This window comes from Caulobacter sp. FW305-C-30-S16, from assembly GCF_058783025.1.
The window spans coordinates 871671-896195 of record NZ_JBYSYH010000001.1 but is presented as its reverse complement, the minus strand read 5'-3'; the positions used below and the strand labels follow the sequence as shown (position 1 = coordinate 896195).

At 68.2% G+C, this 24525-nt stretch carries 25 protein-coding genes; 11 read left to right on the top strand and 14 right to left on the bottom strand.

All coding sequences use genetic code 11. The features are described from left to right. Positions 1–68 precede the first annotated feature (68 nt). On the bottom strand, positions 69–1760 hold the full coding sequence (locus AC3WJT_RS04315) for an acyl-CoA dehydrogenase family protein (protein WP_492341831.1): 1692 nt from the start codon (positions 1758–1760) through the stop codon (positions 69–71). 141 nt (positions 1761–1901) lie between these two features. On the opposite strand from AC3WJT_RS04315, the gene AC3WJT_RS04310 reads away from it, so the two are divergent. Then, entirely contained in the window at positions 1902–2528 is a 627-nt protein-coding gene (locus tag AC3WJT_RS04310) for a glutathione S-transferase family protein (protein ID WP_492341830.1), read from the top strand. Positions 2529–2615: 87 nt separating this feature from the next. Here the strand turns inward: AC3WJT_RS04310 and AC3WJT_RS04305 are convergent, their stop codons facing one another. The 6 genes from AC3WJT_RS04305 to cysS all read right to left on the bottom strand — a co-directional run bounded on the left by AC3WJT_RS04305 (position 2616) and on the right by cysS (position 8296). After that, on the bottom strand, positions 2616–3389 hold the full coding sequence (locus AC3WJT_RS04305; RefSeq protein WP_492341829.1) for an alpha/beta fold hydrolase: 774 nt from the start codon (positions 3387–3389) through the stop codon (positions 2616–2618). Between the two features lie 245 nt (positions 3390–3634). Then, complete coding sequence (gene thrS, locus AC3WJT_RS04300) at positions 3635–5554, bottom strand: threonine--tRNA ligase (protein WP_492341828.1); 1920 nt, start codon at positions 5552–5554, stop codon at positions 3635–3637. Further along, positions 5551–5790 carry a membrane protein insertion efficiency factor YidD gene (gene yidD / locus AC3WJT_RS04295; protein WP_492341827.1) on the bottom strand — a complete coding sequence of 80 codons (240 nt, stop codon included), beginning with the start codon at positions 5788–5790 and terminating at the stop codon, positions 5551–5553. Before yidD ends, thrS begins: the two co-directional genes overlap by 4 nt. 58 nt (positions 5791–5848) lie before the next feature. Next, the gene (locus AC3WJT_RS04290) at positions 5849–6301 is read right to left on the bottom strand and encodes an iron-sulfur cluster assembly scaffold protein (RefSeq protein WP_492341826.1); all 453 of its coding nucleotides are present in this window, start codon (positions 6299–6301) and stop codon (positions 5849–5851) included. A gap of 37 nt (positions 6302–6338) precedes the next feature. Beyond that, complete coding sequence (locus tag AC3WJT_RS04285; protein WP_492341825.1) at positions 6339–6788, bottom strand: SRPBCC family protein; 450 nt, start codon at positions 6786–6788, stop codon at positions 6339–6341. 125 nt (positions 6789–6913) lie between these two features. Beyond that, positions 6914–8296 (bottom strand): cysteine--tRNA ligase, encoded by a 1383-nt coding sequence (gene cysS / locus AC3WJT_RS04280; protein ID WP_492341824.1) that lies wholly within the window; start codon positions 8294–8296, stop codon positions 6914–6916. A 166-nt stretch (positions 8297–8462) separates the two neighbouring features. Here cysS and folE point away from each other — a divergent pair, with 166 nt between their 5' ends. Further along, positions 8463–9095, top strand: a complete 633-nt coding sequence (gene folE, locus AC3WJT_RS04275; protein WP_492341823.1) for a GTP cyclohydrolase I FolE — start codon at positions 8463–8465, stop codon at positions 9093–9095. 34 nt (positions 9096–9129) lie between these two features. Here the strand turns inward: folE and AC3WJT_RS04270 are convergent, their stop codons facing one another. Continuing rightward, positions 9130–10017: a DUF817 domain-containing protein gene (locus AC3WJT_RS04270; protein WP_492341822.1), complete on the bottom strand. Its 888-nt coding sequence runs from the start codon at positions 10015–10017 to the stop codon at positions 9130–9132. 51 nt (positions 10018–10068) lie between these two features. On the opposite strand from AC3WJT_RS04270, the gene hisI reads away from it, so the two are divergent. Beyond that, positions 10069–10470: a phosphoribosyl-AMP cyclohydrolase gene (gene hisI, locus AC3WJT_RS04265; protein WP_492341821.1), complete on the top strand. Its 402-nt coding sequence runs from the start codon at positions 10069–10071 to the stop codon at positions 10468–10470. Positions 10471–10533: 63 nt separating this feature from the next. Here hisI and AC3WJT_RS04260 read toward each other — a convergent pair whose 3' ends face one another. Together AC3WJT_RS04260 and AC3WJT_RS04255 are read right to left on the bottom strand one after the other, a co-directional pair. After that, positions 10534–12213, bottom strand: coding sequence for an alkaline phosphatase D family protein (locus AC3WJT_RS04260; RefSeq protein ID WP_492341820.1), 1680 nt, complete (start codon positions 12211–12213; stop codon positions 10534–10536). Positions 12214–12425: 212 nt separating this feature from the next. Next, entirely contained in the window at positions 12426–12554 is a 129-nt protein-coding gene (locus AC3WJT_RS04255) for a hypothetical protein (RefSeq protein ID WP_492341819.1), read from the bottom strand. A 196-nt stretch (positions 12555–12750) separates the two neighbouring features. On the opposite strand from AC3WJT_RS04255, the gene AC3WJT_RS04250 reads away from it, so the two are divergent. The 6 genes from AC3WJT_RS04250 (at position 12751) to rpoH (ending at position 17464) form a co-directional block, all read left to right on the top strand. Continuing rightward, on the top strand, positions 12751–13647 hold the full coding sequence (locus tag AC3WJT_RS04250; RefSeq protein ID WP_492341818.1) for a hypothetical protein: 897 nt from the start codon (positions 12751–12753) through the stop codon (positions 13645–13647). Between the two features lie 130 nt (positions 13648–13777). Then, positions 13778–14089: a ferritin family protein gene (locus AC3WJT_RS04245; protein WP_492341817.1), complete on the top strand. Its 312-nt coding sequence runs from the start codon at positions 13778–13780 to the stop codon at positions 14087–14089. Beyond that, entirely contained in the window at positions 14086–15108 is a 1023-nt protein-coding gene (locus AC3WJT_RS04240; RefSeq protein ID WP_492341816.1) for an RluA family pseudouridine synthase, read from the top strand. The genes AC3WJT_RS04245 and AC3WJT_RS04240 overlap by 4 nt, the downstream gene beginning before the upstream one ends. A gap of 354 nt (positions 15109–15462) precedes the next feature. After that, positions 15463–16041, top strand: coding sequence for a hypothetical protein (locus AC3WJT_RS04235; RefSeq protein WP_492341815.1), 579 nt, complete (start codon positions 15463–15465; stop codon positions 16039–16041). 78 nt (positions 16042–16119) lie between these two features. Continuing rightward, positions 16120–16404 (top strand): hypothetical protein, encoded by a 285-nt coding sequence (locus AC3WJT_RS04230; protein ID WP_492341814.1) that lies wholly within the window; start codon positions 16120–16122, stop codon positions 16402–16404. Between the two features lie 172 nt (positions 16405–16576). Then, complete coding sequence (gene rpoH, locus AC3WJT_RS04225) at positions 16577–17464, top strand: RNA polymerase sigma factor RpoH (RefSeq protein ID WP_492341813.1); 888 nt, start codon at positions 16577–16579, stop codon at positions 17462–17464. Here rpoH and AC3WJT_RS04220 read toward each other — a convergent pair whose 3' ends face one another. The 4 genes from AC3WJT_RS04220 to AC3WJT_RS04205 form a co-directional block, all read right to left on the bottom strand. Beyond that, positions 17465–18271 carry a response regulator gene (locus AC3WJT_RS04220; protein ID WP_492341812.1) on the bottom strand — a complete coding sequence of 269 codons (807 nt, stop codon included), beginning with the start codon at positions 18269–18271 and terminating at the stop codon, positions 17465–17467. 70 nt (positions 18272–18341) lie between these two features. After that, positions 18342–19382: a hypothetical protein gene (locus AC3WJT_RS04215; RefSeq protein ID WP_492341811.1), complete on the bottom strand. Its 1041-nt coding sequence runs from the start codon at positions 19380–19382 to the stop codon at positions 18342–18344. A gap of 163 nt (positions 19383–19545) precedes the next feature. After that, positions 19546–20832, bottom strand: a complete 1287-nt coding sequence (locus AC3WJT_RS04210) for an adenylosuccinate synthase (protein WP_492341810.1) — start codon at positions 20830–20832, stop codon at positions 19546–19548. 153 nt (positions 20833–20985) lie between these two features. Next, complete coding sequence (locus tag AC3WJT_RS04205) at positions 20986–21810, bottom strand: tetratricopeptide repeat protein (protein ID WP_492341809.1); 825 nt, start codon at positions 21808–21810, stop codon at positions 20986–20988. An 80-nt stretch (positions 21811–21890) separates the two neighbouring features. Between AC3WJT_RS04205 and AC3WJT_RS04200 the strand changes: the two genes are divergently transcribed. Both AC3WJT_RS04200 and AC3WJT_RS04195 read left to right on the top strand, forming a co-directional pair. Continuing rightward, positions 21891–23279, top strand: a complete 1389-nt coding sequence (locus tag AC3WJT_RS04200; protein WP_492341808.1) for a leucyl aminopeptidase family protein — start codon at positions 21891–21893, stop codon at positions 23277–23279. Positions 23280–23394: 115 nt separating this feature from the next. After that, positions 23395–24456: a substrate-binding domain-containing protein gene (locus tag AC3WJT_RS04195; RefSeq protein WP_492341807.1), complete on the top strand. Its 1062-nt coding sequence runs from the start codon at positions 23395–23397 to the stop codon at positions 24454–24456. The last annotated feature ends 69 nt before the right edge of the window (positions 24457–24525 follow it).

The following is a 24525-nucleotide window of genomic DNA, read 5'->3' as shown; positions in this document are numbered from 1 at the left end:
GTACGTGTCCCCAAAACCCGCGGCCGTTCGATTGGGGGACACGTACCGAAGGCGGTACATGTCCCCGACTAGTTGGCGTCTTCCAGCAGGCGGCGGGCGATGACCTGGGCCTGGATCTCGCCGGCGCCCTCGAAGATGTTCAGGATCCGGGCGTCCGCCAGCACGCGGCTGATCTCGTACTCCATGGCGAAGCCGTTGCCGCCGTGGATCTGAAGCGCGTTGTCGGCCGCCGCCCAGGCGACGCGGGCGGCGATCAGCTTGGCCATGCCGGCTTCCAGATCGCAGCGCTTGCCCTCGTCCTTCTGACGCGCCGCGAAATAGGTCAGCTGGCGCACGGCCATGATCTCGGCCGCCATGATCGCCAGCTTGTTGGACACCCGCGGGAACCCGAAGATCGGGCCGCCGAACTGCTTGCGATCCAGCGCATAGTTCAGGCCGAGCTCCAGCGCGCGCTGCGCGACGCCGACCGCGCGCGCTGCCGTCTGGATGCGGGCGCTCTCGAAGGTCGCCATCAGCTGCTTGAAGCCTTGCCCCTCGATGCCGCCGAGCAGGTTCGCGGCCGGGACGTTGAAACCGTCGAAGCCGATCTCGTATTCCTTCATCCCGCGATAGCCGATCACGCCGATCTCGCCGCCGCTCATGCCTTCGGTCGGGAACGGACTGGCGTCCTCGCCGCGCAGCTTGGGCGCCAGCAGCATCGACAGACCGCGGTAGTCGGTCGTGTTCGGATCGGTGCGGACCAGCAGGGTCATCACATCGGCCCGGGCCGCGTGGGTGATCCAGGTCTTGTTTCCGGTGACGACGTACTGGTCGCCGTCACGGACCGCCCGGGTGCGCAGGCTCCCCAGGTCCGAGCCGGTGTTCGGCTCGGTGAACACGGCGGTCGGCAGGATCTCGGCGGTGGCGATCTTCGGCAGCCACTCGGCCTTCTGGTCGGGCGTGCCGCCGGTCAGGATCAGCTCGGCGGCGATCTCCGACCGCGTGGCCAGCGAGCCGACGCCGATCCAGGCGCGGCTGAGCTCTTCCGACACCACGCACATCGCGGTCTTGCCCAGACCCGCGCCGTCGTACTCCTCGGGGATCGTCAGGCCGAAGACGCCCAGGTCGCCCAGCTCCTTGACCAGGCTCATCGGGATCAGTTCGTCGCGCAGATGCCAGCCGTGCGCGAAGGGAACGACCTTTTCCTCAGCGAAGCTGTGGAACTGGTCGCGGATCATCTCGAAGGTCTCGTCCAGACCGGTCTTCTCGACCGTGGCCTTGCCGCGCGCGGCGGCCACCAGATCGGCCAGCCGGGTCTTCACGGCCTGACCGCCGCCCTGGGTCATCAGCTGGACCAGCGCCGGGTCGAACAGCCGGTTCATGACATCGCGGCTGGCGGTCAGGTCGGCGGGGCGAACCGTCTCGCCCTGGTTCATCGGGATGCCGCCGACCAGCTGGGTGCAGTATTCGGCGAACAGCAGCTGGGCCAGCAGGGCCTCGGTCTCGCCGAACGCGCCTTCAGCCTCGAGCCGCGCGGCCCAGCCGGCGACCTGGTTCAACAGTTCGGCGTAGCTGGCGTACCAGCCGAAGCCGTGGACGGCGTGTTGCTCGACGTCCGCAAGCATGCGATCGATCTTGCCGCCGGTCGAGACTTTCGCCTTCACCCCGACCTTCGCGTCCGCCACGAAGGCGCCGGCGGCGTCAGCGGCCTGCTGCAGCAGGGCGGTCAGCCCGGGCAGGACCAGGGCCTCGGGCGAGGTCTCGACAGCAGCGGCGCTCATGGGTTCGTTCTCCCCGAAATTTGTTGCGGCGCACTATATGCATTTCGCACCCGCAAACAATCGGCCCGGCCAAAGGTAGAATTTGCCAGCCGGAAGGCGAGGCCTATGTTGCCGGTCGAACCATTTTTCCGGGGAAGCGCCGTGCTCACTGTCCACCATCTCAACGAATCGCGCTCGCAGCGCATCCTCTGGCTGCTGGAGGAACTGGGCGCGCCGTACGAGATCAGGATCTACGCCCGCGACGCGACGACCCGGCTGGCGCCGCCGGAGCTCAAGGCGGTGCACCCGCTGGGCAAGTCGCCGGTGATCACCGACGGCGATCTGACGGTCATCGAGTCGGGCGCGATCATCGACTACATCATCCGCAAGCACGGCGGCGGCCGCATGGCCCCGGCGGCCGGCACGGCCGACCACGAAGCCTACCTGCAATGGCTGCACTACGGCGAGGGCAGCGCGATGCTGCCGCTTATGCTGAGCATGTACGTCATGCGCCTGGGCGAGGCCGGCGCGCCGCTGCACCCACGCATCGAGAGCGAGATCGCCAATCACATGTCCTACGTCGAGGCCGCACTCGAAGGCCGCGACTGGCTGATCGGCGACGGCCCCACCGGCGCGGACGCGCAGATGAGCTTCGTGCCGGAAGTGCTGAAAGCGTTCGGCAAGCTGGGCGACTATCCGAACATGTCCGCCTGGATCGAGCGCATCCACGCCCGACCCGCCTGGCAGGCCGGCCTTGAAAAGGGCGGCCCCTACCTGATGGGTCGGTAGTCGCCGGGGACATGTACCGAAGGTACGTGTCCCCTAAACCCGTAGCCGCTCGATTGGGGGACACGTACCTGCGGTACATGTCCCCTTCTACCCGAACCCCTCGTCCAGGTACCCGTCGAGGAAATCGAACACGGTCGCCTTCAGAAGCCCGTGCGGAATCGCGTTGAAGTGGTCGCAGCCCATCAGGCTGACCGCCTTGGCGCCGGCAATCAGTTCGGACAGGCCGTGGGGATCGCCGGCGAGTTCGTCCCGCGCGCCGGCCACCACCAGCGTCGGGGCGCCGATGGTCGCCACCTCGTCACGCGTCACCGGCGCGCCGCGCCCGCGGGTGAAGGCGGCCAGCGCGAGCCTGTCCTCGCCCTGTTCGTCGGCGAACTGGCGAAAGCTCCGGAGCATGGGCTCGGTGATGCTGTCGGGACTGTCGGCCTCCATCGCCAGCGCCATCGGATCGCCCGACGGCGGGGGATCAAAGAATGCGCCGCCGACGCCGCCGAGGATCAGGTAGCCGACCCGCTCGCGCTCGTTGATCGCCAGCGACAGCGCCAGCCGGGCACCCATCGAATAGCCGAACACATTGGCCCATTCGACGCCGAGATGATCGAGCAGGCCGGTGATGTCGCCCAGAAGAACGTCGCGCCCGTAGGCCGCCGGATCGTGCGGCTTGCCGCTCTCGCCATGTCCGCGCAGGTCGAGCGCGACCAGCCGCTGGCCCCGCTGGGCGATCGAGGCGTACCAGCCCGTTCGCTTCCAAGCCTCCTGCCGATTGGATGAAAAGCCGTGGATCAGCAACATCGGCGCGCCGTCGCCACCGGTGTCGTCGTAGGCAATCTGGACGCCGTCAGAGGCGATAAAACTGGGCATCCGGGGTAGTCCCCTCCCCGCGCGACTCTCCAGGGACCCGCAGGTTACAGCGTGGCGTCTGGCGGGCGGGGGTCAAGCGAATTTCCCTTCTCCCCTTGCGGGAGAAGGTGGCCTGCGGAGCAGGTCGGATGAGGGGTCACGCCGACGATCAAAATTGAAGAGGGGCCGAAACGGCGTCAGCCGCTCGACCCCTCATCCGTCAGGCGTCGCCTGACACCTTCTCCCGCAAGGGGAGAAGGAACAGATTATCGCAAATCCGGCGGCGTGGCTTCCTCGGTCAGGATGCGGATCGCCTCCTCGACCGAGACCACCGTCTGGTCCTGCGAGCCGAGCCGGCGGATGGCGACCGTGCCCTCCTCGGCTTCCTTGCGACCGACGACGGCGATCGCCGGCACCTTGGCCACGCTGTGCTCGCGGATCTTGTAGCCGACCTTCTCGTTGCGCAGATCGGTCTCGACCCGCAGGCCCGCCGCACGGAACTTCGCGGCCACCTCGGACGCGTAGTCGTCCGCTTCAGACACGATGGTCGTGACGACGGCCTGGACCGGCGACAGCCACATCGGGAAGCGGCCCGCGTAGTTCTCGATCATGATGCCGATGAACCGCTCGAACGAGCCGAGGATCGCCCGGTGCAGCATCACCGGCCGCTGCTTGGAGCCGTCCTCGGCGATGTACTCGGCGCCGAGCCGTTCGGGCAGCACATAGTCGAGCTGCAGCGTGCCGCAGGTCCACTCCCGGCCGATGGCGTCCTGGACGATGAAGTCGAGCTTGGGCGCATAGAAGGCGCCGTCCCCCTCGGCGATCACGGGCGTGACGCCGGCGAGGCGCGCGGCTTCCGCCAGCATGCCCTCGGCCCGGTCCCAGAACTCGTCCGACCCGGCGCGGTTCTCCGGACGCGTGGCGAGCGCGATATACTTCGTCTCCATGCCGAGGTCGGCGTGGATCATCTTGGTCAGGCGGATGAACCGTTCCGTCTCGTCGACGATCTGGTCCTCGCGGCAGAAGATGTGGGCGTCATCCTGGGTAAAGGCGCGCACCCGCATCAGGCCGTGCAGGGCGCCGGACGGCTCGTAGCGGTGACAGGCGCCGAACTCGGCCATGCGCATCGGCAGCTCCTTGTAGGAGCGCTGGCCGACATTCCAGATCTGCACGTGGCCGGGACAGTTCATCGGCTTGAGCGAGAGCGTTTCGCCCTCGACCGTTTCGCAGACGAACATGTTGGGCCGGTACTTCTCCCAGTGGCCGGAGTTCTCCCAGAACGTCCGCTCCAGCACCTGGGGCGTCTTGACCTCGATGTATCCGGCCGTGTCGAGCCGGCGGCGCATATAGGCCTCCAGCACCCGCCAGAGCACCCAGCCCTTGGGATGCCAGAAGACCATGCCCCGGCCCTCTTCCTGCATGTGGAAGAGGTCCATCGCCCGGCCCAGCTTGCGGTGGTCGCGCTTCTCGGCCTCCTCGACACGCAGGAGGTAGGCGGCGAGGTCCTCCGGCGTGGCCCAGGCCGTGCCGTAGATCCGCTGCAGTTGCGCGTTGGCCTGGTCACCGCGCCAGTAGGCGCCGGCCAGCTTCGTCAGCTTGAACGCCTTGCCGACATGCTTCGTCGACGGCAGGTGCGGCCCGCGGCAGAGATCGGCCCACTTGCCCTGGCGATAGAGCGTCACGTCCTGGTCGGCCGGGATGCCCTCGATGATCTCGGCCTTGTACTGCTCGCCGATGGCCTTGAAGTGGGCGATGGCCTTGTCGCGCTCCCACACCTCGCGGACGATCTTCTCGTCGCGGTCGACGATCTCGGCCATGCGCTTTTCGATGGCCGCGAAGTCGTCCGTGCTGAACGGCTCGTCGCGGGCGAAGTCGTAGTAGAAGCCGTCCTCGACGTTCGGGCCGATGGTCACCTGCGTGCCGGGGAACAGCTCCTGCACCGCTTCGGCCAGCACGTGGGCCGTGTCGTGGCGGATGGTGTCGAGGGCGTCGGGGTCATTGCGGTCGACGAACTCGACCTTGCCGCCGCCGGGCAGCGGGCGGTCGAAGTCGAGCAGCTGGCCGTCGAGACGGACCAGCAGCGTGCGTTTGGCCAGCGAGGGTGAGATGGCCGTGGCCACGTCGCGGCCGCTGGAGCCTTGCGGGTACTGACGGACGGAGCCGTCGGGGAAAATCAGATCGATCATAGCGGTTCACACTTTCGCGGCGGCACCGGATCGAATCCGGAGCGGCCCCAGGGATGGCAGCTGCACAGACGTTTCGTGGCGAGCCAGCCGCCGCGAACCGGTCCGTGCGTGATCAGGGCCTCGCGCGCGTAGTCCGAACAGGTCGGAAGAAAGCGGCACTGGCGTCCGATCCACGGGGACAGCGTGAGCTTGTAGGCGCGGTGCGCCAGCGTAACGCTGCGTTCGTAGAGGGTCATGCCGACACGAGGGTGGGTGAACGAGTCCCGGCGCTTATCGACGCGCCAGCGCGCGCGATCAAGCCGCGTCGGCGCCGCTAGTTCGTGTGGAAGCCTGACGGACAGCCGCGACGGCGGCCTCGAACGCCAGAAGCGTCGAAGCGTGTCTCGCGGGATAGTCCTTCACGGGCGCCAGCACGGCCAGATCCTCAAACCGTCCGGTCGGCGCGGGGCCGCCGGACTTCAACATCGTCGCAAGCTGATCGCGCGCGGTTGAGATTTCGTCAAGTCCGGCGCCGATGACATTGGCGCCGAGCACCGCCGCGGACGCCTGTCCCAGCGCGCAGGCCTGGACGTCCTGGGCGAAGGCGGAGACCCTGCCCGACGCGTCCAGCTCGACGTCGACGACGATCCGGCTGCCGCACAGCTTGGCGACCTTCTCCGATGACCCCTGCGGCGCGGCCAACCGCCCCGCGAGCGGCATGTTGGCCGCCAGGGTGAGGATTTTCGCGCTGTAGAGGTCGTCGATCATGAGAGGGGATATAGCAACTGCAGCGAGGACACGGGGGCTATTTCCGCGCCGCCCACAGCGCTTCGGACCGCTGCTTGAGCACTTCGTTCATGGCTTCAAACCCGTCGATGACCGGGCGACGCAGGCGTTTCGCCACGCTCGCGCCGAGCAGGCCGTCGAAGATTTCGCCGTTGTTGAAGATGACGTTTTCCTCGCCCATCTTCTCGATCTCGAGGAAGCGTACGGTCCGCACCCAGCCCCGCAGGGCGTCCAGCCGCCAGTGGATGTGGTCATACGGCGCCCAGTCGAGGATCACCGGATTGATCGTGCGCGGCTTCTCGCCGGGCAGCGCCAGCTCGACCGTCCAGCGGTTGCCGATCCGGATCTCGCCCTGCGCTTGGGGATAGATCGGGTTCCAGTCCGCCCAGCCGGGAATGTCCGACAGGATCTCCCAGACGATTTCGTCGGGGGCCTGGATGCCGATGCGTCTCTCTAGCTTTACCGCCATACCCTAAATCCGCTCATCCCGGCGCCCGGAGGGCGGCGCGAAGCGCCAACGCCGGGACCCAGGTGTATTGAGTTTGATTGCGCTCACACCCAGGCCGTTGCCGGGATGAGCGGTATTTGGAGGGCCTAGGCCCCCTCTTTCAACCGCCAGGTCGCACCCTGCGGGGAATCCATCACGATCACCCCCAGCGCGTCGATCTCGCCGCGGATGCGGTCGGCCTCGGCCCAGTTCTTGTCGGCACGGGCGTCGACGCGCGCTTCCAGCAGAGCCTCGACCTTTTGCCGCAGTTCGTCGTCGGCGCCGCCGGCGAACCAGACGTCCGGATCGGCCTTGAGGAAGCCCAGCAGGTTCGCGGCCGCCAGCAGGTCGGCCTTGGCGGCCGCCTTGCCGTCGCCGTGAGCGGTTTCCAGCGTCTTGGCCAGGCCGAACAGCTCGGCGTAGGCCTTCGGCGTGTTCAGGTCGTCCGACAGGGCTTCGATGAAGGCCGCCGGCGGATCGCGCACCTCGACGTCGAGGCCCTTGACCCGCTGCAGGGCGCCGTAGAGCCGGTCGAGCGCCTTGCGGCTCTGCTCGATCAGCTCGGCGGTCCAGTCCAGCGGCTGGCGATAGTGGGCCGCCAGCAGCGCCCAGCGCAGCACCTCGCCCGGCACGGTCTTGAGCAGATCGTGCGGGATGATGACGTTGCCGAGGCTCTTGCTCATCTTCTCGCCGGCCATGTCGAGGAAGCCGTTGTGCATCCAGTAGCGGGCGTACTCGCCGCCGCCATGGGCGCAGACGCCCTGGGCGAGCTCGTTCTCATGGTGCGGGAACTGCAGGTCGATGCCGCCGCCGTGGATGTCGATCGGCAGGCCGAGCACGGCCTCGATCATCGCCGAGCATTCGATATGCCAGCCGGGCCGGCCCGCGCCCCAGGGGCTCGGCCATTCCGGCTCGCCGGGCTTGGACGGTTTCCACAGCACGAAGTCGGCCGGGTGGCGCTTGTAGGGGGCGGGATCGACGCGGGCGACCTGGACCATGTCGTCCATCGGCCGGCCCGACAGCTTGCCGTAGTCGGCGAAGCTCTGGGTGTCGAACAGCACGTGCCCCTCGGCGGCGTAGGCCGAGCCGCGTTCGATCAGCGCGCCGATCTGGGCCAGCATCGCCTCGATGTTCTCGGTCGCGCGCGGCTGCAGCGTCGGGGTCAGGGCGCCCAGCGCCCCCATGTCCGCCTCGTAGGCCGCCAGATAGCGGTCGGTGATGACGCGGATATCGACCCCCTCGTCGGCGGCCTTCCTGTTGATCTTGTCGTCCACGTCCGTGACGTTCCGGGCGTAGACGACATGATGCTCGCCGTAGAGCTCGCGCAGCAGGCGGAACAGCACGTCGAACACCACCACCGGCCGGGCATTGCCGATATGGGCGTAGCCGTAGACCGTCGGCCCGCAGACATACATCGTCACCCGGTCCGGATCGGCGGGAACGAAGGGCCGCTTCTCGCGGGCCATGGTGTCATAGAGCTTCAGGGTCATGTCCGTCTGACGTTGGGTAAGAGCTTGCCGGGTCGGCTATCGGCCCCATATAGCTTTCAGGCGCGGGCGAGGCCACGGTCCGTCGCGCTGTGGATGGGGTGGCACGCGTCATTCCGGAGCGACAGGCGCTCCGGCGCAACTCAGCCCCGGGAAGACCCTCTCGAACATGGACGCCATGAGCCGCGAGCGAACCCTGATCGGCGGCGCCGGTCTTGATCTTGAACCCGCCAAGCGCCCGACGCGCGAAGAGGCGATGGAGGCTGTCCGGACCCTGATCGCCTGGTCCGGCGACGATCCCCGCCGCGAGGGCGTGATCGACACGCCCAAGCGCGTGGTCGACGCCTATGGCGAGTGGTTCGAAGGCTACGCCGCCGACCCGGCCAAGGAACTGAGCCGCACCTTCGAGGACGTGCAGGGCTACGACGACATCGTCATGCTGCGCGAGATCGAGGTGGAGAGCCACTGCGAGCACCACATGGCGCCGTTCCTCGGCAAGGCCTACGTCGCCTACATGCCGACCAACCGCGTCGTCGGCATCAGCAAGATCGCGCGGGTGGTCGAGATCTTCGCCCGCCGCCTGCAGACGCAGGAAACCATGACCCAGCAGATCACCGACGCGATCTGCGACAGCCTCAAGCCCGCCGGCGTGGCGGTGCTGATCGACGCGGCGCACCAGTGCATGACCACGCGCGGCGTGCACCACCGCCACGTGACCACGATCACCACCCAGTTCCGCGGCGTGTTCAAGACCGACGCGACCCTGCGCCAGCGGTTCCTGGACTTCGTGAACCGGGGCTAGTCTGACGGGGACATGTACCGAAGGTACGTGTCCCCTAATCGGACTTCCGCAGGTTTGGGGGACACGTACCTTCGGTACATGTCCCCTTCGGCCTGTGCACGAGCGACACCAGCACGAAGCTCAGGAGCATCAGCAGGTACCAGCTGCCGAGCTTGGCGACGCTGACCGGCGTCCAGCCGTCCGCCTGAGACGGATAGACCCAGGCATTGGCCCGGGTCGCGAGATTCTCGGCGATCCAGATGAACCCCGCCACCAGCAGGAACCCGAACAGCATCGGCATCCGCCGCGCCACGCGGTCGGGCGTGAAGCTGAACCCCGACCGGCCGAAGATCGCCGCCGAGACCACGAACAGCGGCCAGCGCAGGTCCTGGATGTAGTGGTGGCTGAAGAAGTTCAGATAGGCCGCCACCGCCACCGCCCAGGTCGTCCAGACCGGCGGATAGTCCTCGAACCGCACATCGAACAGTCGCCAGGCCCGGGCTATGTAGCTGCCGACACAGGCGTACATGAAGCCCGAGAACAGCGGCACGCCGCCGATCCGCATCAGGCCGGGTTCGGGATAGGTCCATGAGCCGTGCGCGGTCTTGAACACCTCCATGATCGTGCCGACGACATGGAAGATCAGGATCACCAGCGCCTCTTCCGGCCGTTCCAGCCGCAGCGCGAGCAGGCTGAACTGGATGGTAAGGGCCGCGACGACGAGGAAATCGTAGCGGTGCAGCGCCGCGTCGGCCGGCCACCACAGCCGCGTGCCGATCAACAGCGCCAGCATCAGCCCGCCGAACAGGCAGGCCCAGGCCTGCTTCAGCCCGAACAGCAGGAACTCGAACGCCCACCCCCGCCAGCGCGACCGCGCCGCCCAGGGACGCACGCGCCCGTCCATCGCCGCCACCAGCCCCTTGATCCGGTCGTTGAGGTTCATGCGCGGATGTCCCCGGTTGGCGCCGCTGACGACCTCGGGCCATATGCGCCCATGACCGAGCCCCTCTTCCCGACCGCCCCGGACACCGCCGCCCTCGAGCGCGGCGCGGTGCTGGCCCCGCGCTTCGACGCCGCCGGCCTGGTCGCCGCCGTGGCCCAGCATGCCGACACCGGCGAGGTGCTGATGCTGGCCTGGATGAATGCGGAAGCCCTCAAACTGACCCTCGAGACCGGACAGGCGCACTACTTCAGCCGCTCACGGAACGCCCTCTGGAAGAAGGGCGAGACCAGCGGCCAGCTGCAGGACGTCGTCGAACTGCGCGTCGACTGCGATCAGGACGCGGTGCTCATAAAGGTTCGTCCACGCGGAGACGGCGGCGCCTGCCACGTGGGCTTCCGGTCGTGTTTCTATCGTGTGGCCGTGCAGGACGGGGCGCTGGAAGAGCGGGGATAGGGCTCCCTCACCCATCTCCACCCGTCATCGTCGGGCTTGGGTGTGTCGGGATGGGCGGTCGGCTCAGCCCGCCACCAACCCGCTCACCCCGCCGCCGGCGACCGGCGTGACGCTGTAGGTCCGCATCACCGTCGCCGTGTAGTCCGTCGACAGGATGGTCGACACCGCGATGAACTCGGCCTTCGCCGCCTCCCGCGTCAGGGTCAGCAGGACGTAGCCCTTTGCGCTGTGGTCGTTGAACACCACCTCCGGGTTCTTGTCCTCGAAGCCCTGGTTCAGCGGCACGCCCTGGATCACATCGCCCGCCCCCGGGCTGGTCACGCCGGTCGTGCCGAACTCGGCGGCGATCCGCGCGCCGCCGGCGTCATGCAGTTCGTTGGCCCAGAAGGCGTGGCTGTCGCCGGCCAGCACCAGCGGATGGGCGCCGGTCGCCTTGAACGCCCCCAGGACCCGCTCGCGGTCGATCGGATAGCCGTCCCAAGCGTCGAGATTGTAGGGCAGGCCGAACGATCCCAGGGCCGAGAGCTGCGTGACGGGAACCCGGTACTCTTCGGGCAGACCCGCGACGATCTCGCCCCACTTCGCTTCACCCAGCGACGTCCGGAAATCAGGCGCCGAGACGCGGCCCATGACGATCTGGTTGCCGATGATCTGCCAGGTCCGCCCGGCCGCCACTGACCCGGCCAGTTCGGTCGCCAGCCAGGACAGCTGTTCGGGGCCCAGCAGACGCCGCGACGGATCGAGCCATTTGGCCTTGAAGGCCGCCGCATCCGGCTTGCCGTCGACGATCGGCAGATCCTTGCTGTAGTCGAGCGGCTCGGTCCGCGCCGTCAGCCGGGTTTCGACCATGAACAGCGAGGCGAGATCGCCGAACTGGAACGCGCGGTTGGCCATATCCGCGGTGCGGCCGGCCGCCGGCTCGCGGATCGGCATCCACTCGTAATAGGCCTTCAGCGCCACGGACTTGCGCGCGGCCCAGTCGCCGTCGCCCTTATCAGGGTTGTGGTTCTCGGCCCCGCCCTTCCAGCTGTCGTTGGCGGTCTCGTGGTCGTCCCAGACCACGATCCACGGGGCCCGGGCGTGGGCGGCCTGCAGCTGCGGATCGGTCTTGTACTGGGCGTGACGGCGACGGTAGTCGGCCAGCGAGAGGATCTCGTGCGGCGGATCATGGGGCCGGGTCGCGGAAACGGTGGTGTCGTCGCCGTAGGAGCCCGGACCGCCGTACTCGTAGATGTAGTCGCCCAGGTGGATGACCGCGTCGAGCCGCTCCTGCCTGGCGATATCGCCATAGGCGTTGAAGTAGCCGCGCGGGTAGAGGGAGCAGGAGGCGACGGCGAGGACCAGGTCCGTAGTCGGACCGGACGGCAGGGTGCGGGTTCGGCCGACGGGCGAAAGCGTCGCATCGATCTGGAACCGGTAGAAATACTCTGTGCCGGCCTTGAGGCCGGTCACATCGGCCTTGATCGTCCAGTCGCGGTCGGCCCTCGCTTCAACGGGGATGGTCTTTATGACCGAGGTGAAGGCGGCATCCGAGGCGATCAATAGCTGGCCGGCGAGAACCGACAGTCCAGGCTCCATTGGCGTGACCCGCGTCCACAGGACCACCCGGTCCTGCAGGGGATCGCCGCTTGCGACTCCGTGCTGGTAGGCGACGTCAACATAGCTGGCCGCCGCCGGCGTCGCCGCCGCGGCCCCCGCACCAGCGCCCAAAAGCGCCAGCAGGCCGCGTCTGTTCATCGCCATCGCCGATTCCCCCCTCTTTTTTCGTTGTGCCGGGACTTCACAACGGCGGGATGACGCCTGTCCAGCGGGCGGGAAAAAGAAACCCCGGCCGGTGAGGCTCACCGGCCGGGGCGGAGGGAGGCGGGTCGCCCTCGGGGGAAGGCGGCCCGCCATCGTCACGTCGAACCTTTGTCGGGGGGCGTCGGCGTGACAAATCCAGGGGGATCAGCGCGCTACGGCGCGGCGGGGCCCTGCACGGCGGCGACCTGAACCGAAGCGACCGTCCGGGTCGGGGCGGTCGCAAGCAGCACGACGGCGCCGGCGGCGGCGATCAGCGCAATGGCGAGAGGGGCGAGTTTCATCTGGCGTTTCCCGAGGGTCGGGCTCCTCTGTCGGGAGCCTCGTTTCCTGTGCTTCGGGTATAGGCGCCGCTCGCCGATGCAGGCAGGCGTAACGACGGTCTTCGAATTGCGTCGGCTTGCGCGACGGCATGCACAGCCTTGCACCGTTCATGCATCGGGAGTTGCATTTTGATGCAGGCGTGGAATCTTGGGGGCCATGGCGCGACTGACGAATTTTCCGGCCAAGCTCGATCTGGTGATGAAGGCGCTGTCCTTCAGCCGGGGACGGCTGGCGGCTGACCTGGGCGTCGACAAGTCGGTGGTGGCGCGCTGGGCGACCGGCGCGGTCAGCCCGTCCGACCATAACCTGGCTGCCCTGACGACCCTGATAACCAGCCGAAAGCCCGGCTTCTCGATGCTCGACTGGGATCGACCGGTCGAGGCCCTGATGGCCCTGTTCGGCGGCGAGTCGCTCGGCGGCGGGGTCGTGGAGCCGCGCGGCCTGGACCTTCTCGATCCGCTGCTGGAACAGGCCCGGATGACCACGGCGCGCCGCGGCGCGGCCTATGAGGGCTTCTGGCAGTCGACCCGGCCGTCGGTGATGATGGAGGGCCGGTTCTTCCACGACCACGGCATGATCCGCCGCGAGGCCGACGGCCTGCTGCGGTTCCAGATGGGCGGCTCGGGCCTGCTGTTCCAGGGCTGGATGCTGCCGGCCGAGGGCCAGCTGTTCGTCATCCTCTACGACACGGTCGGCCTGACCCCGATCTTCCTGACCTTCAACGGCGTGCCGCTGCAGAAGGCCTCGCTGCTGGACGGAATCGTCATGGCCGCCGCCCTCAACGCCGCCCGCACGCCGTCGGCCTATCCGATCATCCTCGAGCGCATCGGCGACCTGACCGGCGACCGCGAGGCGGACGACCGGCGCTGCGAGGAGCTGCTGGCCATGGACCCGCTGGCCCCCGAGGGCTCGGTGCCGCCGGAGATCCACAACCACCTGATCCGCGATGTCGGGCCAGCGGCGGCCAGGGCCGGCGGCGATCTGTTCCTGCTGGCGCCGGTGACCACGACCCTGTCCCGCGGCGCCAGCGCCGGCGGGCACCTGACGGGCTGAAGCCTGCGCCTGTTCGTCACGGCCCGACTTGTCCGGACCATGTCGAAGAGAGGGAGAATTCGCGCTCCGATGGTGCGGAACCGGTCCGTCCGCGTTAGGAGTCTTCAACCCCGATCCAACGGAGCTCCGCATGTCGAGTGAAGGCCTTCACGTTCCCCGCGAGAAGCTGGGCAAGAAGACCCTGCTGCAGCACTACGCCATCACCTCGCTGATCGAGGAGCTGGAGGCTGTGGACTGGTATCGCCAGCGCGCGGACGACTGTGAGGACGAGGAGCTGAAGAAGATCCTCCTGCACAACGCCGCCGAGGAGCTGGAACACGCGGCCATGGCGCTGGAGTGGCTGCGCCGCAGCGACCCCGAGGTCGACAAGAACCTGCGCGAGTATCTCTTCAAGGAAGGCTCGATCACGGGCCACGAAGAGAAGGCGACCGGCAAGGCGTGACCCCGGTCGACGGCCTGCCCGATGATGAGGAAGCCCTTGAGCCGGACCAGCCCGGCGAGCGGGTGATCGAGATCACGCCTGAGGGCGCCGGCGCCAGGCTGGACAAGAGTCTGGCCGACCGGCTGCCGGAACTGTCGCGCGGGCGGGTTCAGGCCCTGATGGCGGCAGGCATGATAAGCCGCGACGGAACGGTGCTGACCGACGCTTCGGCGAAGGCGGCGGCGGGCCTCTACCGGCTGTTGATCCCGCCGCCGGAGTCGACAGAGGTGGTCGGCGAGGCCATCCCGCTGAGCGTGCTGTTCGAGGACGAGTATCTGATCGTCGTCGACAAGCCGGCCGGCATGGCCGCCCATCCCGGACCCGGGACGCCGGGCGGCACCCTGGTCAACGCGCTGATCCATCACTGCGGCACGAGCCTGTCGGGCATCGGCGGGGTCGCGCGCCCCGGCATCGTCCACAGGCTGGACAAGGACACCAGCGGGGTGATGGTCGCGGCCAAGACCGACGCGGCGCACCAGGGGCTCTCTGCGCTCTTCGCGACGCACGACATCGACCGGCTCTACATCGCGCTGACGCGCGGCGCGCCGAGCCCGTCGAAGGGCACGATCACGACGCAGATCGGTCGCAGCCAGCACGACCGCAAGAAGATGGCGATCCTCAAGACCGGCGGCCGCGAGGCGACGACCCACTACCGCGTGGAGCAGGCCTACGGACCGCAGGCGAAACCGGTGGCCGCGCGCGTCTCCTGCCGCCTGGAGACGGGGCGCACGCACCAGATCCGCGTCCACATGGCCAGCAAGGGCGCACCCTGTCTCGGCGATCCGACCTATGGCTCCGGACCGCCCGCCCCCGTCGTCCGCGACGCCATGGCCGCCGCCGGCCTCGAGCGCCAGGCGCTGCATGCGGCGGTGCTGGGGTTCGTGCATCCGGTCACGGGCGAGCTGCTGCGGTTCGAGACGCCCTTGCCGGAGGATATGCGGCGGCTGGAAGAGCGACTGGCGCGGATTCCTTCTCCCTGAGGGAGAGGGAATTTGAATCTGCACCGACCCTGCGAAACTCCCGCGACATATATTGTCGGGACGAGGCGAGACTTTCGAGGACTCGCCGCCCTCCCTTCTCCCCTTGCGGGAGAAGGTGGCCCGCGGAGCGGGTCGGATGAGGGGTCGATGGTCCGAGCCGCTTCGAAACGACGGGTCGCCCGCTCAGTAGTCTGGCGGCCCCCCTCATCCGTCGGCTACGCCGACACCTTCTCCCGCGAGGGGAGAAGGGTTCTGATCCTGATCTCGCTTTTGCTCGCTGCTTGCGTCCCGCCGCCGCCGGCGAAGCCGAAATCGCTGGTAACGCCAGCCGCCGTCTCGCCGGGCCTCGTCCCGTTGCCCTGCGCCGAAACCGGACCGCTGAGGCCGCATACGCGGGGCTACTGCCTGGCCCGGCGCCACTATGTCCGCGCGGGGCCGCGCGCGGCGCTGCTCGCGGCGGCGACCGCGCTGCAGGCGCGCTACCCGGGAACGGTCATCCGCTACATGGAGGGGTCCTGGCCCGCCGGGACGCGGCCGATGCCGCCGCATCTGTCGCATGGAGACGGGCGTCAGCTGGATCTGGCGCTGTTCTATGTCGACCGCAGGGGCCGGCCGCTGGAGCGCGCGCCGACCCGTTCGGGCTATGGCGCCTACGAACCGCCGCTGAAATCAGGCGACAGGCGTTGCACGGGCGCCACGAAACGCGCCCGAAAAATCGACGCGCCAGACCCGCGCGCGGATCGTCCCTGGCGACTCGATGAGGAGCGGTCAGCGGCCCTGATCCGGCTTCTCGTCGCCGACTCGCGGGTCCGGCGGGTGTTCGTCGAGCCGCACCTCAAGACCCGGCTGGGTCTTGGAACGCTGTCAAAAGTGCGCTTCGCCGGATGCCAGGCGGCGCGCCATGACGACCACCTGCATGTCGATTTCCACTGAAGCCGGAGCCTGACATTGATCAAATCCCCTGACCGGATTTGGCGGTAACCTGCCGTTGCTTCAACAGGAGGGTTCGTCATGACCACCGTAAGCATTCCCAGAACAGGCTTGGCTTTGGGCGTCCTGACAGGCGGGCTTCACGCCGCTTGGGCCGGGCTGGTGGCCGCAGGCTGGGGGCAGCCCTTCCTGGATTTCATTTTCCGGCTGCACTTCATCGATCCGCCCTACCACGTCGCCGCCTTTGATCTGGTCACGGCGGCGACCCTGGTCGGCGTGACCTTTGCGCTGGGCCTTCTCGGCGGCGTGACGCTGGCGATCGTCTGGAACAGCATCGGCGCGCGCGCGAACCCCCGCGCCGGGTAGATTTTTTCTGACAACCCACTGACACAATCTCGATATCCGAGCGCCACAGTCAGGGATTACAAATTCCTCACTGGCCTTCAAACGGCCGGAACGGCTTCCTATCTCGGAAGTTAGGGGGGCGCGGGACCACGCATTGTCGGCCACGCACCCGAGTTTGAAAGGGGATGTACCTATGGCCGCAACGTCTCTCGCCGTGATGACGCCCGATGGCGGTCTGTCACGCTACCTGACCGAAATCCGCAAGTTCCCCATGCTGGCCAAGGACGAGGAGTTCATGCTGGGCAAGGCCTGGAAGGAACACCAGGACCCTGAAGCCGCGCACCGCCTCGTCACCAGCCACCTGCGCCTGGTGGCCAAGATCGCCATGGGCTATCGCGGCTACGGCCTGCCGATCGGCGAAGTGATCTCCGAAGGCAACGTCGGCCTCATGCAGGCGGTCAAGAAGTTCGAGCCCGAGAAGGGCTTCCGGCTGGCGACCTACGCCATGTGGTGGATCCGCGCCTCGATCCAGGAATACATCCTGCGCAGCTGGTCGCTCGTGAAGATGGGCACCACCGCAGCGCAGAAGAAGCTGTTCTTCAACCTGCGCAAGGCCAAGGCCGAGATCAGCGCCTTCGAGGAAGGCGATCTGCATCCCGAGCATGTGAAGACAATCGCGACCAAGCTGGGCGTGCTGGACGAGGAGGTCATCTCGATGAACCGCCGTTTGTCCGGCGGCGACGCCTCGCTGAACGCGCCGATGCGCGCCGACGGCGAAAGCGAGTGGCAGGACTGGCTGGCCGACGACAACGCCGTCAGCCAGGAGACCCAGGTCGCCGAGGCCGAGGAAACCAGCCTGCGGATGGACCTGCTGCAGGAAGCCATGGCCGAGCTGTCGGACCGCGAGCGTCACATCCTGACCGAGCGCCGGCTGAAGGACGATCCCACCACCCTCGAGGAACTCGCCTCCGAGTACGGCGTCAGCCGCGAGCGGGTGCGTCAGATCGAGGTGCGGGCGTTCGAGAAGCTGCAGAAGACCATGCGCGCCGCCGCCCTTGAGCGGCAGATGGTCGAGGCCTGATCAGGCCGCGCGGGCGGCCTCGGCCGCTTCGGGCGGCATGAACACCAGAAGGCTGCCGATGGCGCCGTCCAGCGCCCGGCGATCCGTCGCGGTCTCGTCGGTGAGTTGCCGGCTGAGCGCCGCGGCGGCTTCCATCATGGTCGGATTGCTCACCGACACGGCCACCTTCTGGATGTCCGCGGCCTGGGCGAGCAGAGCGCGACGGGCCTGGGGCCAGTCACTGTCCAGGGCGCCGGCTGCGGCGCGAACGATCTTGAGGGCCTGGATCAGGCGCGCCTCGTCCGGCGTCTTGCGGGCGTCCGACTTGCGCTTGCGCGGGCCCGCATAATCGCCGGAGTTGAACCGGCGGCGGTCGGGCCCGACGTACTGCACGGCCTCGACCCAGTCGCGCGGCTTCAACGCCACCGCTTCCAGCCGCCGCAGCAGGTCCTTGATGGTGAAGGGCTTGCGCAGGAACTCATGCACGCCCGCGTCGCGCGCGCCGAGGATCGCCTGGGCCGTCGCCTCGCCGGTGACCATGATGATCGGCGCCTTGCGGCAGCTGAAGTCGCTGCGGCGGATCGCGCGGGCCAGCCGGGCGCCGTCCAGCGACGGGCCGGAGTGCTCCATGAAGATGATCTGCGGGTCGACCACGGCGGCCATCTGCAGCGCCTTCTGGTCCGTCGCCGCACTGACGATCTGGGTCGCGGCGATGGACCTGAGCAAATCCGCCAGCAACTTCACCGCTGCCGGCTGCGGCTCAACGATAAGAACCCGCTGAAGGTGCGGGGCCAGCCGTTGATGCAACTTGTCTTCGGCAGTGAACAAGGCTGGCTCCGGAGTCCCTGAATGGATCACCATTTGTCCGGGAAACCGGTAAAGAACGGCTTGACGAAAATCAGATCGCCAGTTGCTCCCCGAGGCCGGCCTCAAAATCCTGGAAGATGTCGATCGCCTCGTCGACCATCACCATCGCCAGGCGACTTGTCGGAAACCGGTAGCGCCAGAAACTGGCGATGTGCGAGACCTGACCGACCTTCTCGCCAAGGGACAGAAACTGTTGTGGCGCGTCGAGGAGGAAGCGCCGGAAGGCGGCGGGGTCGCCTCTCTGGGTCAGGCCTTCGAAGGCGCGGTCATAGGCCCTCAGCGCCCGGTCGATCTCGCTTCTCTGGGCCAGGATCGCGCGCTTGATCCGCTCTCGCGCCCCATCGAGATATTGCCCGGTCTCCAGGTCCCGGGGCCCGGAAATGGTCAGCGTGCCGATCTCCCTGGCCACCGCCGCAAGTTGCGGCTGCAGCACGGTCAGCATCCATTTGTAGTAGAGGAAGCCCTTCCAGCTGAAGACGCCCTCGCTGAACTCCTGCCCCTCCAGCATGAAGGTCGCGCGGAGGGGCTCCAGGCGTTCGTCGATATCGGTCGACAGCAACGCCTCCACCAGCCGCGCCGTGAAGGTCCCCTTGCCCGTCCGGGCGTAGGCGAGGCTGACCAGCCCTTCGACCTGCATGGCGACGTATCCGTGCATGGCTTCAAGGTCGGCCGTCGAGATGGCGAAATAGCAGGGCGCCACGTGATGGTTATGCCGCCGCAGATGCTCCCGCAGCAGAAACGGGTCGAGCGAGGGCAGGCTGTCCAGCAGCCGCAGAACGGTCACGTCATGATCCAGCGCGCGGCTGTCGGCGCACGCCTCGCGCAACAGATCCATCCAGCCGCGCTGACCGACAAAGAACGACTGACCGCCGAGCGCCAGATCGCTGCGCTCGAACGGAATTATGATCTTGGTCGCCGAGGTCCGGTAGTCGTCGAAGACGTAGGTCTCATCGGGGCGCAGCCGATGCTTCAGAATCATCGAGGCGTTGAGCACGCGGTTGCGGAACAGCGGGCGTTCGGCCCAGTCGGGGCGGCCGACATTCTGGGAAGCGATCGCAAGCAGGTTCAGCACGCGACTGGTCGAAGCCGTCCGCTCAAGCGATCGCAGACTGCGCGCTGTGCGGTCTGTCGTCGCCGCCAGTTTTGCCCTGCGTCTCGCCCGCACCCGATTCCCCTTTGCCTGAACAGGCTAGAGATCAGGGCTGAGCATTCGATTACCGGACAGAGTTAACGGTTTACCCCTCGAACGGATCGCGCATCAGGATCGTGTCGTCGCGCTCGGGACTGGTCGAGAGCAGGGCGACGGGCGCGCCGATCAGCTCCTCGATCCGGCGCACGTATTTGATCGCGCTGGCGTTGAGATCCTTGAACGAGCGGGCGCCGGCGGTGCTTTCACTCCAGCCGTCCATCTCCTCGTAGATCGGCACGGCGGCGGCCTGGTCGCGCATCCCGGCGGGCAGGTAGTCGTAGGTCTTGCCGTTGATGTCGTAGCCGACACAGATTTTCAGGGTCTTCAGCCCGTCCAGCACGTCCAGCTTGGTCAGGGCGATGCCGGCGATGCCGTTGATCGCCACCGACTGGCGCACCAGCACCGCGTCGAACCAGCCGCACCGGCGTCCCCGGCCGGTATTGGTGCCGACTTCGCGGCCCACGGTCGCCAGATGCTTCCCAACCTCGTCATTCAGTTCCGCGGCGAACGGGCCCTCACCGACGCGCGTGGTGTAGGCCTTGACGATGCCCAGAACGTAGCCGGATCCGCGCGGGCCCATGCCCGAACCGGCGGCGGCCTGGCCGGCGACCGTGTTGGACGAGGTGACGAACGGGTAGGTGCCGTGGTCGACGTCCAGCAAGGCGCCCTGGGCGCCCTCGAACAGGATGCGACGGCCGGCCTTGTGGGCCTGGTCCAGCAGACGCCAGGCCGGCTGGGCGTAGGGCAGGATCTTCGGCGCCAGCTCAAGCAGGTCGGCGAGCAGGGCCTTGCCATCCGCTTCCGGCAGAGCCAGGCCGCGGCGCAGCGCGCCGTGGTGCGACAGCAGCCGGTCGATCTTGGCTTCCAGCGCCTCGGGATCAGCGAGGTCGGCGACCCGGATCGCCCGGCGACCGACCTTGTCTTCATAGGCCGGGCCGATACCGCGGCCGGTCGTGCCGATCTTCTGCGTGGAGGCGGCCTCACGGGCCTGATCCAGATCCTTGTGCAGCGGCAGGATCAGGCAGGCGTTGTCGGCCAGGACCAGCACGTCCGGCCCGATCACCACGCCCTGTTCGGCGATCTTCTCGATCTCGCCCAGCAGGTGCCAGGGATCGACGACCACGCCGTTGCCGATCACCGACAGCTTGCCCTGGACGACGCCCGATGGCAGCAGCGCCAGCTTGTAGACCTTGCCGTCGACGACAAGCGTATGGCCGGCGTTGTGGCCGCCCTGGAACCGCACCACCACGTCGGCGCGGTTGCTCAGCCAGTCGACGATCTTGCCCTTGCCCTCGTCGCCCCACTGGGCGCCGACAACGGTCACATTGGCCATGGATACGATCCTCCCGCCTGCCGGGACGATCCAGCGCGCCCTTCGACAGGCTCCTCGGCGCGTGGACTTGGGATCAATTGTGGGCCGCGCGAAGCGACCGCGGCGGCGTATAGCGAGCGGGGCGGAGCCCGTCCACCCCACAACGCGTGTGGACTAGGACCCGCCGCGCGTGACCGCGCTCCACGACCGGCCCTCGCCCGTCGGGGCCTTGGCGGTGGCGGCCTTGAGCCAGGCGATGTTGTTGGCCGCCTGGTCGGGCGGAAGATCCTGACGGACCAGCTGTTCGGCTTCCGCGAGACGCCCCTGCAAGCCGACCACCAGCGCCAGATTCTGGCGCACCCGTGCGTCAGCGCGCGGAAGGGCAGCTGCCTGGCGCAGCAGCTGCTCCGCCTGGGCCAGATCGCCGTGACCGGCATGGTACATGGCCAGATTGGCCAGCACCGCGGGCTCGTTCGGAGCGAGGGTCAGGGCCAGCCGATGAGCGGCCAGCGCCTCGCCATCACGGTCCGCCTGTTCATAGGCGACCGCCAGCAGGGCGACCGGTCGCCAATCCCGCGGCGCGAGGGTCTGGGCGCGGCGCGCCGGTTCAATGGCGTAGAAGCCCTGGCCGCGGCCGATCTGGGCGCGGGCGGATTCGAGCAAGGCTTCGAGGTTGTCGGGCTGGATCACCAGCACCTGGCCGGCGGCGTCATAGGCCTCCGGGAAGCGGCCGAGCTGGCGCAGCGAGACGGCGAGACCGAGACCGGCCTCGACATCGCGGGGGTCGATCTCGAGCTCGCGGGCCCAGAAGGCCGCCCGGGCCAGCGGGTCGATGCGCCTGGCCTCGGCGCGTTGCGTGGCGCCGGCCTTGGCCCGCAGCACCGGGCCGCCTGTCGCCGTGGCGGACGGCGCCGTGGGCGCCGGCGCAGGGGCGGCGGCCAGGGCGGGTGTGGCGGCGAGGGTCAGAATGGTTGCGGCGAGGGCCGGCATGCGACACATGGGAGGCGAGCCTTTGACGAGGTCTGACCCGCAGCCTCGCCCGTTCGGCTCAAGGAATCGTTAAGCATAATCCGGCGCCCATGACCGAAGCCCTGCTCTCCGCCCCTGACGGGCCGACCATCCCCGTTTCGATCCTCGCCGAAGGCGACCTCGCCGGCCTGTCGTCCTTTGAGCAGGGCCTGGCCGCAACGGCAGAGTTCAAGGGCAAGTCCGGCCAGCTGCTGGCCGTGCCCGGCGACGACGGCAAGACCGTGCGGGTGCTCTTCGGCCTCGGCGATCCGGCCAGGGCGGAAGCCATGTTGTTCCGCGGCCTGTCATCCCGGCTGTCGGCGGGCGACTACCATCTGGAGGACCTGCCCGACGGCCTGGACCCCACCCTGGTCGCCACCGCGTTCGCGCTCGGCGGCTACCGGTTCGACCGCTACCGCAAGAAGCGCGACGCCCAGGCAAGACTGGTGGCTCCGACCGGCGCGAACCTCGCCGAGGCGCGCGAGACCGCCCACGCCTGCGCCCTGGCGAAGGACATGGTCAACACCCCGGCCAATGACATGGGGCCGCGACAGATCGAGACCATCACGCGCGAGATCGCCGAGCGGCATGGCGCCGCCATCTCGGTCATCACGGGCGACGACCTGCTGGCGCAGAACTATCCGGCCGTGCACGCCGTCGGACGCGCCGCCGATCCGGCACGCGCGCCCCGGATGATCGAGCTGGGCTGGGGCCGGACGGGCGACCCGCTGGTGGCCCTGGTCGGCAAGGGCGTGGTGTTCGACACCGGCGGCCTCGACATCAAACCGTCCGCGGGCATGCGCAACATGAAGAAGGACATGGGCGGCGCCGCCCATGTCCTGGCCCTGGCGCGGATGATCATGGCCGCCGGCCTGCCGGTGCGACTGGCCGTTCTGGTCCCGGTGGTCGAGAACGCCATCAGCGGCGACGCCATGCGGCCCGGCGATGTGCTGGACACCCGCAAGGGCCTGACTGTCGAGGTCGGCAACACCGACGCCGAGGGCCGGCTGATCCTGTCGGACGCCCTGACCCGGGCGGCGGAGCTGGAGCCGGCGCTGACCATCGACATGGCCACCCTGACCGGCGCCGCGCGGATCGCGCTCGGACCGCAGGTCATTCCGTTCTTCACCGACGACGAGGCGCTCGCCACCGAGATCGCCACGGCGTCGCGCGCCGTCAGCGATCCGCTTTGGCGGCTGCCGCTCTGGGCCGGCTACGACGAAGCGCTGGATGGCGACGTCGCCGACCTCAAGAACGACCCGGACGGCTGGGCCCAGGCGGGCTCGGTGACCGCCGGACTGTTCCTCAAGCGCTTCGCGCCCTCCGGACCGTGGGTCCACTTCGACATCTTCGCCTGGAACCCGAAGGGCCGGGCGGGCTATCCCGTCGGCGCCGAGGCCCAGGCGATCCGGGCGCTGTACGCCATGCTCAAAACCCGGTTCGGCAAGGCCGCCGGCTGACCCCGGGATGGTCCCGGCCGGCGGACGGGTCAGGATAACGTCACGCGGAGCTTTAAAACCACGCCTCGCAACGATACTTGAAGCGACAGTCAGCCCACGGATTCGAGGACACCCCATGCGCACCTTCTTCTGCCTTGTCGCCGGCGTCGGCGTCCTGATGACCGCGGGCTGTGACAGCAAGCCGGCGCCGTCTTCCAGTGGAACCCGCGCCGGCCCCTGGGCCGCGGGTTCGTCCACGGTCTTCCCCTTCGCCACCCGGGTCGCCGAGAACGTGGCCCGGACGACCGGCGGCCCCACGGCCAAGGTCGAGTCCCTCGGCACCGGCGGCGGTTTCAAGCTGTTCTGCGGCGGCACGGGGTCGAGCTATCCCGACATCGCGAACGCCTCCCGCGCGATGAAGGCTTCCGAGTTCGAGCAGTGCGCCGCCAACGGCGTCACCGACCTGATCGAGATCCGCATCGGCTACGACGGTGTGGTCATCGCCACCGGCCGTCAGAACGCGCCGTTCAACCTGTCGCTGGCCGACATCCACCGCGCGCTCGCCGCGGACCTGCCGGCGGCCGGCGGCTTTGCGCCGAACGGAGCCAGGACCTGGGCGGATGTCGCGGCCGGTCTTCCGGCGAAGCGCATCCAGGTATACGGGCCGCCGCCGACCTCCGGCACGCGGGACGCCTTCCTGGAACTGGCCATGGAGGCGGGCGCCGCGAAGGATCCCGTGCTCAAGGCGCTGAAGGGAAGCGACGAGAAGGCCTTCAAGACCCGCAGCAGCCTCCTGCGCGCAGACGGCGCCTGGGTGGACTCGGGCGAGAACGACAACGCGATCATCGGCACCCTGACCAAAACCCCCGGGGCGTTGGGCGTCTTTGGGTACTCCTTCCTCGATGAGAACCGCGACCAGGTCGCGCCCATCACGGTCGGCGGCGTCGCCCCGACCCTGGCGACCATCAGCGACGGATCCTATCCGCTGTCTCGGTCGCTGTTCATCTACGTCAAGAAGTCCAACCTCGACGTGATTCCGGGCCTGCAGGCGTATGTCAACGCGTTCGTGTCAGACGCCGCCAGCGGCCCTGGAGGTTATCTCGTCGATCGCGGGCTCATCCCGCTGAGCCCCGAAGCCCGGACGGCCGAACGGGCGAAGGTCACCGCCCGCACGACCATGGCGGCGCCGACCCACTAGGGTTCAGAGCCTCGAAGGCTGTTTGTCCGGGGCCGTCCGGTTGAGAGGGCGAAGCGTCGCCGCCCGACC

Coding starts and splice junctions, on each gene's coding strand:
- AC3WJT_RS04260 (WP_492341820.1), bottom strand. CDS start 12,213: ATGGCGATGAACAGACGCGGCCTGCTGGCGCTTTTGGGCGCTGGTGCG.
- AC3WJT_RS04285 (WP_492341825.1), bottom strand. CDS start 6,788: ATGGCGGTAAAGCTAGAGAGACGCATCGGCATCCAGGCCCCCGACGAA.
- folE (WP_492341823.1), top strand. CDS start 8,463: ATGGACGCCATGAGCCGCGAGCGAACCCTGATCGGCGGCGCCGGTCTT.
- AC3WJT_RS04255 (WP_492341819.1), bottom strand. CDS start 12,554: ATGAAACTCGCCCCTCTCGCCATTGCGCTGATCGCCGCCGCCGGCGCC.
- thrS (WP_492341828.1), bottom strand. CDS start 5,554: ATGATCGATCTGATTTTCCCCGACGGCTCCGTCCGTCAGTACCCGCAA.
- rpoH (WP_492341813.1), top strand. CDS start 16,577: ATGGCCGCAACGTCTCTCGCCGTGATGACGCCCGATGGCGGTCTGTCA.
- AC3WJT_RS04245 (WP_492341817.1), top strand. CDS start 13,778: ATGTCGAGTGAAGGCCTTCACGTTCCCCGCGAGAAGCTGGGCAAGAAG.
- AC3WJT_RS04195 (WP_492341807.1), top strand. CDS start 23,395: ATGCGCACCTTCTTCTGCCTTGTCGCCGGCGTCGGCGTCCTGATGACC.
- AC3WJT_RS04315 (WP_492341831.1), bottom strand. CDS start 1,760: ATGAGCGCCGCTGCTGTCGAGACCTCGCCCGAGGCCCTGGTCCTGCCC.
- cysS (WP_492341824.1), bottom strand. CDS start 8,296: ATGACCCTGAAGCTCTATGACACCATGGCCCGCGAGAAGCGGCCCTTC.
- AC3WJT_RS04290 (WP_492341826.1), bottom strand. CDS start 6,301: ATGATCGACGACCTCTACAGCGCGAAAATCCTCACCCTGGCGGCCAAC.
- AC3WJT_RS04205 (WP_492341809.1), bottom strand. CDS start 21,810: ATGTGTCGCATGCCGGCCCTCGCCGCAACCATTCTGACCCTCGCCGCC.
- AC3WJT_RS04230 (WP_492341814.1), top strand. CDS start 16,120: ATGACCACCGTAAGCATTCCCAGAACAGGCTTGGCTTTGGGCGTCCTG.
- AC3WJT_RS04305 (WP_492341829.1), bottom strand. CDS start 3,389: ATGCCCAGTTTTATCGCCTCTGACGGCGTCCAGATTGCCTACGACGAC.
- AC3WJT_RS04210 (WP_492341810.1), bottom strand. CDS start 20,832: ATGGCCAATGTGACCGTTGTCGGCGCCCAGTGGGGCGACGAGGGCAAG.
- yidD (WP_492341827.1), bottom strand. CDS start 5,790: ATGACCCTCTACGAACGCAGCGTTACGCTGGCGCACCGCGCCTACAAG.
- AC3WJT_RS04250 (WP_492341818.1), top strand. CDS start 12,751: ATGGCGCGACTGACGAATTTTCCGGCCAAGCTCGATCTGGTGATGAAG.
- AC3WJT_RS04200 (WP_492341808.1), top strand. CDS start 21,891: ATGACCGAAGCCCTGCTCTCCGCCCCTGACGGGCCGACCATCCCCGTT.
- AC3WJT_RS04270 (WP_492341822.1), bottom strand. CDS start 10,017: ATGAACCTCAACGACCGGATCAAGGGGCTGGTGGCGGCGATGGACGGG.
- hisI (WP_492341821.1), top strand. CDS start 10,069: ATGACCGAGCCCCTCTTCCCGACCGCCCCGGACACCGCCGCCCTCGAG.